The organism is Streptomyces sp. NPDC107559 (assembly GCF_055657365.1).
Map to the genome: position 1 here is coordinate 201,983 of NZ_JBVKBD010000006.1, position 12,657 is coordinate 214,639.

Sequence of the window (12,657 nt, forward strand, 5' to 3'; positions counted from 1 at the left end):
ACCGGGTTCAGCCCGGCCACCGCACGCCGCAGCGCTGTCCCCGTCGCCTCGTCCCGGCCGCTCAGGGCGACACGTTCGCCGGCCGCGACGTCCAGGGACAGCTCCTGAGCGCGTGCGCAGGTCGCGGCTCTCAGTCCTGCGTCCAGTGCGAGCGGATCGGCCGCGAGCGGCCACAACCGCGTTACCGGACAACGGAATCGCTCGCTGTTGTCTGTCACGTCCCAGTAGTCGCCCGCCCAAGGCGTCGAGTTCCCGGCGACACGGCCCGCTTCTCGGGACCGCGCCGCCAGAGAAGCGACCCGGGGTCAGGCCGCAAGGGCGCTCGGTGCCTCGGCTTTCCGCAGCAGCCGCTCCAGGGCGGCGCGGGCACGGTTGACCCGGGAGCGGACCGTGCCGACGGGGCAGCCGACGAACCCGGCCGTCTCCTCGTACGACAGCCCGACCACCTGGGTCAGCACGAACGCTTCCCGGCGTTCGTCGGGCAGGCTCTCCAGAAGGTCGAGCAGGGCCACACCCTCGTCGAAGCCCGGGAAGCCGCACGGCTGGGAGTGTTCCACCGCCGTCCGCCAGTCGACGGCGTCCGCGATCCGGGGGCGGACCGCGGCACGGCGCAGGCTGTCGGCGACTGTGCGCCGGGCGATGGCCAGCAGCCAGGTGCGGGCCGAGGCGCGGCCTTCGTAGCGGTGCAGGCTGCCGAACGCCCGAGCGAAGGTGTCCTGGGTCAGGTCGTGGGCGGTCTGGGGATCGCCGCTGAGGTGAGCCACGTAGCGCAGTACGTCACCGTGCAGGGCACGGACGAACCGGTCGGCCGCGTCGTGGTCACCACCGCGGGCGGCCAGTGCCCAGGCGGTCGCCGACGCGTCCGCGGAGGCACGATCCGCGCGGGGAGCGGGCAGGACATAGATCATCACGTGATGTCCTTCTCAGGTCTTCCGGGTCCGGGCCCTCACGAGGGCACGGCTCACCGGCACATGGGGTGCGTCCGTACTCGAGAGGTACGGCGATGCCCGGGGCCTGTGAGGGACTGCCTGCCCGCAGCGGTGCGTGAGCGGGTCGCGGCGGGGAGACCGTCGGCAGCCCTGCGCGCGACTGGGCCGCAGGACGACGGGAGGCGCAGTGGTGGGCCCCGGGTGGATCCGGCTGTCTCAGATGACAGCGGCACCCGCGGGCGGCCCGCGGAAGGTGAGAGAACAGCACAGCAGCAGCCGCACTGGAGCCGGACAGGCGAAGTCACGGCGCCTGCGAACGGACGGTCGGGCCAGTGGTGCGGGCAGGAACGCCAGCAGCAGCCGCAGCGGTGCCGCCAGCCAGGCCGCCGCGGCCCTGAGGACGCGGAACACAGCCTGCTCGCCATGGGCCAGCCACAGCCCGCACAGCACTGCGGCCAGCAGGTGCGCGGCCAACATACCGACCGAAACCGTACCGCTCATGCCGTGCACGTGTCCGACGCCGGCCATGCCGTGCACCGCGTGCGCGGTGGACCCCATGTCCATCGACCCCATCGAGCCCATGTCCATGGTGCCCATGCCCGTCGAGCCACCGGCGCCGGGCATCACGGCCGTCTCCGGCGTCGACGCGAACTTCTGCGCCTGGGTGAAAGTCTCGTGGAGCACCGCCTGCGCGGCGGTCACCACCGCGACGATCGACGTGCTGCCACGTTCCCGGCCGGCCAGCAGCCAGCCGCCCACGCCGGTCGCGGTGGCACCGACGGCCATCGCCCACCAGGGAACGGGAGTCCCCGACATGGTTACGTGACCGAGGGCGGCGAGCAGCACACAGGCGGCGGCGAACACGCCGGCCCGCAGAACGCGGCACCACCCTCCGACAGTCATGACGCGCCCATCTTCGCACCAGGGTTCCGATCGCCGTCAGGGGTACGGGGCGCTTCGGAGCCCATCTCGCAGAATTGACAGTGACTCATGTCACCTGAGGACCAGGGGAACTCGGTGTGCCTTCGGGGCGACTACGTTCCCGGGCGCACCACGACGGCGTACACCTTGACCTTGCCGCTGCGCCGGAAATCCAGCGTGAAGGAGACCAGGTCGCCCGGACGCCAGCGTACGGTGGGCGCGGAGACCGTAAGGTCCACTCCGCGCGGCGACATGGCCAGGCTGTCACCCCCAGGTACCGCGATGGAGTCGATCGATTCCCGAAAGGCGGCGTTCCTCCCTTTCATCCTGTGCCGCGAGAGCGTGACCCCACCCGGGACGCCGGGCGACGTGACACCGACCAGACGGTCGGCCGAGCCGCCCTCATTGGTGATGCGGAAGAACGCCGCGGTCTCCGGGACACCGGCGGACGGCAGCAGCACCTTCCCCTCCGTGACCCGGATGACCGCCGGGCGGCCGGCCCGGCCCGTGCCGGCCCAGGCGGTCAGGCCCGCCAGGGCCAGGCTGCACGCCGCGACGGGCACGAGAGCGGCGAGCGCCGCGTCCCGCAGCCGCCGCCGGTCGAGGCGCTTCGGTGAGGACAGCGGGCCTGTGATCCTCTTCATCGGGCACCGCCCTTCGCGCCCCGCGTCCCGGAGTGGCTCCGGCCGCGGGCGGGAGAGGGCTGCCAGGTGCGCAGCCGCAGGCTGTTGGCGACCACCAGCACGGAACTCACCGACATCGCCGCAGCGGCGACCATGGGATCGAGCAGGCCGACCATGGCCAGCGGCACGGTGACGACGTTGTAGCCGAACGCCCAGACCAGATTGGTCCGGATCGTGCCCAGGGTGCGCCGGGCGAGCAGGACGGCGTCGACGAGCGCCTCGATGTCGCCTCGCGCCAGGGTGAGGTCCGCGGCGCCGATGGCCACGTCGGTGCCGCTGCCCATGGCGATGCCGAGGTCGGCGGCGGCGAGCGCGGCGGCGTCGTTCACGCCGTCGCCGACCACCGCGACCCGGGCGCCGTCCTTCGCCAGGTCCCGTACGAGGGCGGCCTTGTCCTCGGGGGTGCAGCGGGCGTACACCTCGTCGATGCCGAGTGCGGCGGCGACGGCGTCGGCGGGCGCCTTGCGGTCGCCGGTGGCGAGCACCGGGCGGATACCGAGCCGGCGCAGCCGGTCCACGGCCCGGTAGCTGCCGGGGCGGACCAGGTCACCGACGGCGATGAGCGCCTGGGCCCGGCCGTCGACCCGCACCAGAACCGGCGTGTGGGCCGCGTCCTCCGCGGCGGCCAGCGCTTTGGCCAGTGCGCGCGGCAGCTTGTCGTCGGGCGCACCCACCTCGACCGTACGGCCGTCCACCCGGCCTCTGACCCCGTGTCCCGGGACCGCGGCGAAGTCCGTCACGTCCGGCACCGGTCCGGCCGCCGCCATGCGGTCCGCGTACACGGTGATCGCCCGCCCGATCGGATGCTCGGAGCCCCGCTCCACCGCCCCGGCCAGCCGAACCACCGCGTCCTGCCCGAGTACGCCCGGCAACGCGGTGACCTTGGCGACCGTCATGTGGCCGGCGGTCAGCGTGCCGGTCTTGTCCAGGACGACCGTGTCCACGTGCTGCAGGGCCTCCAGCGTCTGCGGCCCGCTCACCAGCACGCCCAGCTGGGCACCGCGCCCGGTGGCGGCCATCAGGGCGGTCGGCGTCGCCAGGCCCAGCGCGCAGGGGCAGGCCACCACGAGCACGGCCACACAGGCGGTGAGAGCCGCCTGAGGATCGGCTCCGGCGCCCAGCCAGAACCCGAGGACAGTCACCGCGATGGCCAGGACGACCGGTACGAACACCCCGGCGACCGCGTCCGCCAGCCGCTGCGCCCGTGCCTTGCCCGCCTGCGCCTCCGTCACGAGGCGGGTGATCCGGGCCAGCTGGGTGTCCGCCCCGACCGCCGTGGCCTCGACGAGCAGCAGCCCGCCGGCGTTGACGGCTCCGCCGACCAGGGTCGAGCCGGGAGACACTTCCACGGGTTCGCTCTCACCGGTGACCAGGGACAGGTCCACAGCCGAACTGCCGTCCGTCACCCGCCCGTCGGTGGCGACCCGCTCACCGGGACGCACGACGAAGACCTGCCCCACCCGCAGCTGCTCGATGGGGACCGACCGCTCACCGTGCTCGTCGCGGACGGACACCTTCTTGGCCGCCAGTTCGGCCAGCGACCGCAGCGCCGCCCCGGTGCCCCGCCGCGCCCGCGCCTCCAGGAACCGCCCGGTCAGCACGAACAGCGGCACGCTCACGGCGGCTTCGAGATACAGGTGCGCCATGCCCTCCGACGCGGACGGCACCAGACTGAACGACATCCGCATCCCGGGCTCGCCCGCTCCCCCCAGGAACAGCGCGTACACCGACCAGGAGAACGACGCCACGACCCCCAGAGAGACCAGGGTGTCCATGGTGGCCGTGGAATGCCGCAGCCCCCGCAGTGCCCTGACGTGGAAGGGCCAGGCACTCCACACCGCCACCGGGGCGGCCAGCACGAAGCACAGCCACTGCCAGTTGCGGAACTGCAGGACCGGCGCCATCGACAGCACCAGGACCGGCACCGCCAGCAGAACGGTGACCACGATCCGTTCCCGCTCGCGCCGGGCCTCGTCGGTCCCGGCCTCGTCCGCTTCCTCGGTCGCCTCGTCGTCCTCGCGCACGGGCAGGGCGGCCTGGTATCCGGCCTGCTCGACCGCGGTGACGAGATCCTCGGGCGCGACAGCGGCCGGATGGCTGACCCGTGCGAGACCCGTGGCCAGGTTGACCGTGGCCGTGACGCCCTCCAGCTTGGCGAGCTTCTTCTCCACCCGCCGGACACAGGCCGCGCAGGTCATCCCGCCCACGGTGACGTCCGTGACGACGAGGCTCGCCGTGGGTTCGGCCGCCATCACTCACCGCCCCCATGGCCCATCCCGGGCATGTCGTCCATACCGCCGCCGTTGCCGTCACTGCCGCCGCTCCCACCACTGCTCTCGGATGTCCCGGTGCCGTGCATACCGGGCGCCACGGGCCCCGCCGCCGACCCGGCGGCGTACGACACCGAGAACAGCAGCACCAGCAGAAGCAGGAACCCGCAGAGCGCGGGCGGCGGCAGCAGTCTGCGTGCGGCCTCACCGGCGGAGCGGGGTGACATCGGAATATCGGCCATGCCCGACCTCCCTGGTCGCATCGAACCGTCTCGCGAGAGACGGCGGTTGTAGCCGTACCGCTCCAGTAGTCGAGTCGACAGAGCGTCGAGTTCCGGCACCTAATCGTGACTTGCATCACACGTGCGCCAAAGGGTGCATCCGCCTGAGCCAAACGACATCGAGGGCCGGCGCGGAGGCCTGTGAGCAGCTCGCGGCCCCGGAGCCCGCGCGCTATCGCTTTCGTCCTCCTCGGCTTCGGCGTCTTTCACTGGTGCCCTTCACCCGTGCAGCGCCGTTGGCCGATCCTGCGGGGCGACGGAGCCGCGGGCGAACGTCCGTGGTCACGGGCGGGACACGGGCAGGAGATACCCGGGATCCGCTGGACAGACAATCGGGTCTCCGTCACTCGGTCCCGAGGTCGAAAGGACCGCACCACCGCGCCCGCCATGGAGGGCGCCCGCTCGACGGAGCAGTGCCCTGCCGACTGCTCACCCGTCGGCAGGGCACACCGCCTCACTCGGGCCGTGAGTCACCGGAGCGGCTACGCACCATGGCGAAGGCCGCCGCAGCCAGACCCATTACCCCCACGACCAGCCCGGCGACACCGAGACCGCGGGCGGTGGAGTCACTGCTGTCGGAGGCGGCGGACGCGGAGCTCTTCGAGGGGGACGCGGAGGCGGTCGGCACGCTGGCCCCGTCCGACGCGCTCTTCGCGGTGAGCTTGAGGACAGGCGCTGGGTTCTCCGGCTCCTCGTCGCCCTGCGCCGCCTCCTCGATCCAGCGGACCGTCTTGCCGTCGGAATAGGTCTGGAGTGTCTTCAAGGCCAACTCGTCGGTGTCCTCGGGCAACTGGCCGAAGGCGACGTCGAAGTCCTCGTAGTGCCCGGGGTCGATCTTGCCGCCGGTCCAGGTGATCTCGGAGACGGCGTCGGTGATGGTGCCGTCGTCGGTCTTGATCGGCGTCTTGAGCTTCGTGTTCGTGACCTTGGCGGTCCAGCCGTCCCGCGGGGAGACGAGGACGCCGAGGACGGGGTGGTCGGTGGGCAGGAACACCTGCACCTTGGTGGTGGACGCGGAGTCCTCCTCGTTGGGGACCCGGAAGGTCAGCAGTCCGTCCGTGGCGCCCTTGGCATAGCTGCCGGGGTGGACGGTGACGTGCGCGGAGGCGATGCCGGCCGCGGCGAGGACTCCGGCCGCGGCAAGAGCGGTGACGACGCCGGCGCGGCGCAGTGTGATGCGTACTCGGGACATGGGTGGGGCGATCTCCGTAATGGAAAGGTGTGTTGGGATCAGATCGGGTACGGAGCCTCCGGCGGCGGCCCGCGCCGCTGCACTGTGTGCCGTAGCAGGAAGCGGCCGAGGGGGCGGGGACCGTCGGCCCACCGACACGGTCGTGGGACGTCCCGCGCGTCCGGCACCAACCGTGCCCCGCCGCGCACCCGCCACCAGGCCACCAGGCCCGGCACCAGCGCGACGGCCTGGCGCAGCAGGGACCACAGCGCGCTCTCCCCGCGCCTGAGCCACCAGGTCAGCACGAGGGCTGCCGCGACATGAGCGGTGGTGGCGTGCGGGGTCAGGGCATGGGCGTGGGACATACCCATGCCGCGCATGGTCATCGTGGCGTGCGGCCGTGAGGCGCCGAAGGCGAGGTGCAGTGCGCCCTGGGCGGTGAGAGTGCCGGCGCCGATGGCCGCCAGCGACCGCTCCCGGCCGCCCAGCAGGTACCCGGCCCCGAAGACCGGCACGAATCCGGCGGCCTGCAGCCACCCAGGCGGCGCCATGCCGGCCGCCAGCGCGTGCCCCCCGGCGGCGAGCAACACGCAAAGAGCGGCGAACACCGCCGCGCGCAGGCTCCGCACCGCCGGGGACGCACTCATGCACCCGATGCTGCCATGCGGTCGGCGGATCTCCTCCCTCGCCCCGGCCGGGCGCCTTCTTCGGCCGGGACGGACTCGAAGGTGCGGAAGCCGCCGTCGGGGAGAGAGACGCCGACCATGACGGCCATGGAGACCTGAGCCGCGCGGCGGGCGACGAGGGAGAGGCCGAAGCCGTCGAGTGCGAGGTGGTGGACCCGGTGGTACCACAGGAACGGCTCCCACCCGGTCCTGAGCAGGTGTGACCGGAGACCGGACCGACGGCGAGGTCGACGGGACGGGCCATGTCCCGGTCCGCCCAGGCGATGGCGGCCATCTATGGATCCGCTTCAGCCGCGAGGTCGGCCATGCGGGTGCGCCAGCCGTGGGCAAGAGTGGCGGCCCGCCAGGGGCGCCGCCCGGTGACGTCGGTGACGAAGGCGACGCTGAGTGCCTCGGTCTCGCCGACGGCGTGGTGCAGAGCGGTGCCGAAGACCGCCCTGCCCAAGGAACTGTCGACGCTTACGTATTCGGCGGTGTTCCAGGCAGGGCTGTCCGCGCCGGACGGCCGACCGGTCCAGATCCCCTCCTGGCCGCCGGCAGTCGGTCCCCCGGCCGACCCCCATTTTTGAGGCTCCGCGGCCTGGGACGCCTTCCTTGCGCCGACGGCGAGCTGATGGACGCGCGCCGCAGGTCCTCGACTTCGGTGAATGTGACGTGAACGACACCGCGATACAAGACAATTGCTACGAGTTGCCCGGATTGCGCACAGCCATGCCTGTCAGGCATTTCCGGCCATCCAGCCCCTCGCGCGCCGGATGCGCTTCGATGCGCTGCGGTGACACTGAAGGTCAGCTGGCATGATGACTGCCCATGCCTTCCGGACTCGCTTTCCGCCTTGCACGCGCCGCGGTGTTCGCCGCCGTGTGCGTGACGGTGACGAGTCTCGGCCATGCCCTGATGTCCCACGGGGTTCCAACCTGGGCGGTGGGATACGGGTTCGCGGCCACGACTGCAGGGGCGTGGTGGCTCGCCGGGCGCCGCGAGCGCGGTGTGCTGGCGGTCACCGGTTCCACCGTGGCGGTGCAGTTCGCTCTGCACGGGTGGTTCGACTTCGCCCAGACCTCCGCCGGTTCTCCCACCATGCCCGGTTCCGAGGCCGGCATGGCTCATGAGGCGTCGCCGGCGATGGGTGCAATGCCCATGGACGGCCCGATGACGAGCCACTGGTCGCTGGGCATGGTCGCGGCGCACGCCCTGGCCGCAGTGCTGTGCGGACTGTGGCTGTGGCGTGGCGAGGCCGCCGTCTTCCGTGCCGGCCGTGCTCTGGCGATGTTCGTCTTCGCTCCGCTGCGACTGGCCGAGCGGATCCGTTCGGTCTGCCAGGTGCCGCCCCCGGCACGGCCCGTGTGGTTCTTCGTGCCGGTGCAGCCGGTGCGTGGTGCGCTCCTGCGGCACAACATCGCGCGCCGAGGTCCCCCGATGCCCGCAGTCTGCTGCTGACCGTTCGTCCTGCCCACAGGTGGTGACGGACGCAGTCCGGCGTGCCCTCTTCGACCGCGCTTCCCGGAACGGCCGTTTCTCGTCGAGCCGTTCCCGGAAGGCGGTCCGCCGCGCATGCCCTGCCGCCGCTTCTCGGCGGATCGACCTGCCGACTTCACTCGCGCCCTGCGTCGCCGACGCCGGGTGCCCATTGGGGATGCATCCATGTCTTCCACCCAGGAACAAAAACCACAGGACGAGTCCGAGGCCGCCGACGCGGTCCTCGACGAGGCTCCCGGCACCGCGGCCACCGGCGCGCTGCCGGTCCGCTCATGGCGAGGCGTGCGGGCGCTGCTGGTGCGGCTCCACTTCTACGCCGGGGTGTTCGTCGCCCCCTTCCTGCTCGTGGCCGCGCTGACCGGGCTGGCCTACACGTTCACCCCGCAACTGGACGACCTGGTCTACGGCGACGTGCTGCACGTGGAGCAGTCCGGCCGACAGCCGCGCCCGCTGGCCGAGCAGATATCCGCGGCCCGCGCAGCCCACCCGGAAGGCACCCTGGCCTCCGTGACCACCCCGCCCGGTCCGGGGGACACCACTCGTGTGGTGCTGTCCGTGCCGGAACTGGGCGACAAACAGCGCACCGTGTTCGTCGACCCCTACACCGCCGAGGTCAAAGGCGAACTGACCACCTGGTGGGGCTCGACCCCGCTGACGACGTGGCTGGACGACCTGCACCGCAACCTTCACCTCGGTGAGACCGGACGCCTGTACTCGGAGGTCGCCGCCAGCTGGCTGTGGGTGCTCGTCGCCGGCGGACTCGTCCTGTGGCTGGGGCGTGCCCGGGGGCAGCGTGCCAAGTCCGCGCGCGGTGTTCTGCTGCCCGACCGGTCCGCCCGGGGTGTCCGCCGCACCCGCGGCTGGCACGCCGCCACCGGAGTGTGGATCGCCCTCGGCCTGCTGTTCCTCAGCGCGACCGGTCTGACCTGGTCCCACTACGCCGGCGAACGGTTCGGAAAACTCCTGGACACGGTCAAGGGACACGCCCCCGAACTCGACACCGCACTGCCCGGAGCCAAGGCCGCCGACGGCGACGACCACGCCGGACACGCCGGACACCACGCTGGCCAGGACGCGGCATCGGCCGACCCCGCCGCCTTCGACACCGTTCTCGCCGTGGCCCGCGACAACGGCCTGAGCGGCAAGGTCGTTCTGACCCCGCCCGCCGACCCCGCGAGCGCGTGGACCGCCGCCCAGGACGACCCCAGCTGGCCCGTTCACTACGACCAGGTCGCCGTCGACGCCGCAACGGGCGAGGTCACCGCCGAGACCCGCTGGAACGACTACCCGGTTCTGGCCAAGTTCACCAAGCTCGGCGTCCAGGGGCACATGGGGCGGCTCTTCGGCATCGCCAACCAGATACTCCTCGCCGTCATCGCCCTGGGCCTGGTCTTCATCATCCTGTGGGGCTACCGGATGTGGTGGCAGCGCCGCCCCACCCGCGAGGACCGCACAGCCCGCCTCGGGAAGGCCCCTGCACGTGGCACCTGGCGCACCCTGCCCCTGCCCGTCCTGATCCTCGGCATCCCCGCCGTCGCCGCCCTCGGCTGGGCCCTGCCCGTCCTCGGCATCACCCTCCTCGCATTCCTCGTCCTCGACATAGCAGCCGGACTGGCTCGCAAGGCCCGCACCACTGCGTGACACCGTCCGGTCGGAACCCGACCGGAGCGTGATTGAGGGCAGGCCCAGGTCGGAGACTCCCGGCTTGGGCCTGCCCTTTTCATCTGTCAACCAGAACTCCCGCTCACGGGACCGCCATGCCGGTCCGGCACTCGCACGCGAAAGAACACCGGCGGCACAACTGGCGCCGGCGCATGACTTCGCCGTCCGCCCGACCACCCACTAAAGGGACATCGCGGCCCGACTCCCTCAAAAATGGTCACCGAAGGCGATCCCGTGGGCCGCTGGTGGCTGCTGGCCTCCGTCCGGCCCGGTCGCGGTCTCACCTTCCACCGACGCCAAGGCTGGATAAGTCCACTCGCCCCGCTCCTGAGGCATGGGTAGCGCCGCCTTCGACCGACCGCTCGCCCCGCGCGGCCTCTGATCCCAGAGCCCGGGCTCAGTCCCAGCGGGATCCGGCGGCTCGCCGCACGCATGGCGGATTCTGAGACGGACGCCCAGAGTCACCACCCACGCGGCGAACATCAAAGCGAGAATCTCGCGACAAGCCCCTCACCGGGAACTCAGGCCGACTGCAGGCCGAGAGTCCGGTAGATCTCTGTCGTGACCTTGGAGAAATTCATGGTCATGAAGTGGAGACCGGGGGCCTCCTCGTCGATCAGGCGCCGGCACATCTCGGTCGCGTGCTCGATGCCGAGTGCCCTGACCGCTTTCGGGTCGTCCTCCACGGCGAGCATCCGCTCGGCGAGCCGCGGCGGGAACGCGGCGGTGCTGAGGCTGGGGATGCGGAGCAAGGAGCGGATCGTGGTTACCGGCATGATCTCCGGGATGATCGGTGTCGCGCACCCTGCGGCGGCCACCCGGTCGCGGAAGCGCAGGTAGGTCTCGACGTCGAAGAACATCTGGGTGATCGCGTAGTCCGCCCCGGCCCTGCACTTGTCCACGAAGTGCCCGATCTCGCTGTCCCAGTCGGCTGAGCGCGGATGCAGCTCGGGAAAGGCCGCGACACCGACACAGAAGTCACCGGACTCCTTGACCAGACGAACGAGGTCGGCCGCGTACTCGATGCCCTCGGGGTGCTTGGCCCAGGGACCGAGCGGGTCGCCGGGCGGGTCGCCGCGCAGAGCGAGGATGTTGCGGACGCCCTGGTCGGCGTAGTGGCCGAGGATGTTGCGCAAATCGGAGACGCTGTGATCGACCGCCGTGAGGTGGGCGACGGGCGTGAGGGTGGTCTCCTGGGCGATGCGGCCGGTGACGTTGACGGTACGGCCACGCGTCGAGCCTCCGGCGCCGTAGGTCACGGAGACGAAGGTCGGTGACAGCGCCTCCAGCCTCCGGATCGCCGTCCACAGCCCGGCCTCGGCTTCGGCGCTGCGTGGGGGCATGAATTCGAAGGAGTAGGAGCGGTGTCCTGAGGCGAGGAGTTCGCGGATGGTCGCCGCGCGGTCCGGTCGGGTGGAGGGGATGCCGAGGGCCATGGGCGCACGTTAGCGTCAGGCCTACAGCCCTCGATGTGCTGTCCACGTGCTGATACTCGGCTGGAACAGGTCGTGTTCAGGTCCGCCAGCTTCGGGTCGGGGGCGGTGGAGAGGCCAGAATGTGTCCATGAACGCGTACCGACACCGACTCCCAGGCGTACCCGATTGGGGTCGTTGTGGCGTGATGGGCATCGTCAACGTCACTCCGGATTCCTTCTCCGACGGGGGGCTCTGGCTCGACGCCGACCGAGCCGTCACGCACGGCCTTGAGCTGGTCGGCCAGGGAGCGGACATCGTCGACGTCGGCGGTGAGTCGACCCGTCCGGGGGCGGTCCGGATCACCCGGGAGGAGGAGTTGAGACGGGTCCTTCCCGTGGTCCGGGGCCTGGCGGAGGAGGGCGTACTCGTCAGCGTGGACACGATGCGGGCCGACGTGGCCGAGGCCGCGGTCGATGCGGGCGCGCGGATCATCAACGACGTCAGTGGCGGTCGTGCGGATCCCGGCATGGTGAAGGTCGCTGCGAGGACGGGCGTTCCGTTCGTCGTCATGCACTGGCGCGGGCAGTCTGCCGGGATGGACGGCCTGGCCACCTACGACGACGTGGTGGTCGAGGTCGTGAATGAGGTGGAGCGGCAGATGGAAACCATGGCGGCGGGTGGCCTCGATCCGGCGCAGGTGATCGTCGATCCGGGCCTGGGCTTCGCCAAGACGCGTGTGGACGACTGGACCCTGCTGGCCGGCCTCGACGCCTGGCACCGTCTGGGGCGCCCTGTTCTGGTCGCGGCCTCACGCAAGCGGTTCCTGGGCACGCTGCTGGCGGACCCGGCCACCGGGGAACCTCGTCCACCGCGTGCTCGGGACGCGGCCACCGCAGCTGTCTCCGCGCTCGCGGCCTCTCAGGGTGCCTGGGCCGTCCGGGTGCACGAGGTCGGAGCCACCGCTGACGCGGTGCGTGTCGAAGCCGCGTTGAGGACGGTCACGGAGCAGGGTGCTCGAACGGTTCGGTGGGCGGGCTGACACGTCAGGGCAGCCGTTTCCCACGCCAGGGCGATGGGGCCTGAAGAGACGTCTCGGAACACCTCTTTGGAACGCACCGCAGTTCGGCTCGGAGGCATCGCCGAAGAGCGCGACTGCCGCG

Annotated in this window: 12 protein-coding genes; 3 read left to right on the forward strand and 9 right to left on the reverse strand. The window is 71.5% G+C overall.

Annotated features, from left to right (window positions below):
- Positions 1 to 305: 305 nt before the first annotated feature.
- The 8 genes from ACZ7OY_RS20140 to ACZ7OY_RS20175 form a co-directional block, all read right to left on the reverse strand.
- Entirely contained in the window at positions 306 to 908 is a 603-nt protein-coding gene (locus ACZ7OY_RS20140) for a sigma-70 family RNA polymerase sigma factor (RefSeq protein ID WP_471912804.1), read from the reverse strand.
- Between the two features lie 237 nt (positions 909 to 1,145).
- A complete protein-coding gene (locus ACZ7OY_RS20145; protein ID WP_471912598.1) occupies positions 1,146 to 1,832 on the reverse strand; it encodes a hypothetical protein in 687 nt (228 codons plus the stop codon).
- A gap of 131 nt (positions 1,833 to 1,963) precedes the next feature.
- A complete protein-coding gene (locus ACZ7OY_RS20150; RefSeq protein WP_471912599.1) occupies positions 1,964 to 2,494 on the reverse strand; it encodes a copper chaperone PCu(A)C in 531 nt (176 codons plus the stop codon).
- Positions 2,491 to 4,785 (reverse strand): heavy metal translocating P-type ATPase, encoded by a 2,295-nt coding sequence (locus tag ACZ7OY_RS20155; protein WP_471912600.1) that lies wholly within the window; start codon positions 4,783 to 4,785, stop codon positions 2,491 to 2,493. Before ACZ7OY_RS20155 ends, ACZ7OY_RS20150 begins: the two co-directional genes overlap by 4 nt.
- Positions 4,785 to 5,045, reverse strand: coding sequence for a hypothetical protein (locus ACZ7OY_RS20160; protein ID WP_471912601.1), 261 nt, complete (start codon positions 5,043 to 5,045; stop codon positions 4,785 to 4,787). The genes ACZ7OY_RS20155 and ACZ7OY_RS20160 overlap by 1 nt, the downstream gene beginning before the upstream one ends.
- A gap of 493 nt (positions 5,046 to 5,538) precedes the next feature.
- A complete protein-coding gene (locus tag ACZ7OY_RS20165; protein ID WP_471912602.1) occupies positions 5,539 to 6,276 on the reverse strand; it encodes a YcnI family copper-binding membrane protein in 738 nt (245 codons plus the stop codon).
- Between the two features lie 38 nt (positions 6,277 to 6,314).
- Positions 6,315 to 6,902 (reverse strand): hypothetical protein, encoded by a 588-nt coding sequence (locus ACZ7OY_RS20170; protein WP_471912603.1) that lies wholly within the window; start codon positions 6,900 to 6,902, stop codon positions 6,315 to 6,317.
- A 313-nt stretch (positions 6,903 to 7,215) separates the two neighbouring features.
- The gene (locus ACZ7OY_RS20175) at positions 7,216 to 7,386 is read right to left on the reverse strand and encodes a hypothetical protein (protein ID WP_471912604.1); all 171 of its coding nucleotides are present in this window, start codon (positions 7,384 to 7,386) and stop codon (positions 7,216 to 7,218) included.
- A gap of 365 nt (positions 7,387 to 7,751) precedes the next feature.
- On the opposite strand from ACZ7OY_RS20175, the gene ACZ7OY_RS20180 reads away from it, so the two are divergent.
- Complete coding sequence (locus ACZ7OY_RS20180; protein ID WP_471912605.1) at positions 7,752 to 8,381, forward strand: hypothetical protein; 630 nt, start codon at positions 7,752 to 7,754, stop codon at positions 8,379 to 8,381.
- Between the two features lie 204 nt (positions 8,382 to 8,585).
- Positions 8,586 to 10,061, forward strand: a complete 1,476-nt coding sequence (locus ACZ7OY_RS20185) for a PepSY-associated TM helix domain-containing protein (RefSeq protein ID WP_471912606.1) — start codon at positions 8,586 to 8,588, stop codon at positions 10,059 to 10,061.
- 542 nt (positions 10,062 to 10,603) lie between these two features.
- Here the strand turns inward: ACZ7OY_RS20185 and metF are convergent.
- Positions 10,604 to 11,518, reverse strand: a complete 915-nt coding sequence (metF, locus tag ACZ7OY_RS20190) for a methylenetetrahydrofolate reductase [NAD(P)H] (RefSeq protein ID WP_471912607.1) — start codon at positions 11,516 to 11,518, stop codon at positions 10,604 to 10,606.
- A 127-nt stretch (positions 11,519 to 11,645) separates the two neighbouring features.
- Here metF and folP point away from each other — a divergent pair, with 127 nt between their 5' ends.
- Positions 11,646 to 12,536, forward strand: coding sequence for a dihydropteroate synthase (gene folP / locus ACZ7OY_RS20195; protein ID WP_471912805.1), 891 nt, complete (start codon positions 11,646 to 11,648; stop codon positions 12,534 to 12,536).
- The last annotated feature ends 121 nt before the right edge of the window (positions 12,537 to 12,657 follow it).

Bases quoted from the DNA above. Each gene is read 5' to 3' on its own strand.
- ACZ7OY_RS20140 (WP_471912804.1), bottom strand. From the start codon at position 908: ATGATCTATGTCCTGCCCGCTCCCCGCGCGGATCGTGCCTCCGCGGAC.
- ACZ7OY_RS20145 (WP_471912598.1), bottom strand. From the start codon at position 1,832: ATGACTGTCGGAGGGTGGTGCCGCGTTCTGCGGGCCGGCGTGTTCGCC.
- ACZ7OY_RS20150 (WP_471912599.1), bottom strand. From the start codon at position 2,494: ATGAAGAGGATCACAGGCCCGCTGTCCTCACCGAAGCGCCTCGACCGG.
- ACZ7OY_RS20155 (WP_471912600.1), bottom strand. From the start codon at position 4,785: ATGGCGGCCGAACCCACGGCGAGCCTCGTCGTCACGGACGTCACCGTG.
- ACZ7OY_RS20160 (WP_471912601.1), bottom strand. From the start codon at position 5,045: ATGGCCGATATTCCGATGTCACCCCGCTCCGCCGGTGAGGCCGCACGC.
- ACZ7OY_RS20165 (WP_471912602.1), bottom strand. From the start codon at position 6,276: ATGTCCCGAGTACGCATCACACTGCGCCGCGCCGGCGTCGTCACCGCT.
- ACZ7OY_RS20170 (WP_471912603.1), bottom strand. From the start codon at position 6,902: ATGAGTGCGTCCCCGGCGGTGCGGAGCCTGCGCGCGGCGGTGTTCGCC.
- ACZ7OY_RS20180 (WP_471912605.1), top strand. From the start codon at position 7,752: ATGCCTTCCGGACTCGCTTTCCGCCTTGCACGCGCCGCGGTGTTCGCC.
- ACZ7OY_RS20185 (WP_471912606.1), top strand. From the start codon at position 8,586: ATGTCTTCCACCCAGGAACAAAAACCACAGGACGAGTCCGAGGCCGCC.
- metF (WP_471912607.1), bottom strand. From the start codon at position 11,518: ATGGCCCTCGGCATCCCCTCCACCCGACCGGACCGCGCGGCGACCATC.
- folP (WP_471912805.1), top strand. From the start codon at position 11,646: ATGAACGCGTACCGACACCGACTCCCAGGCGTACCCGATTGGGGTCGT.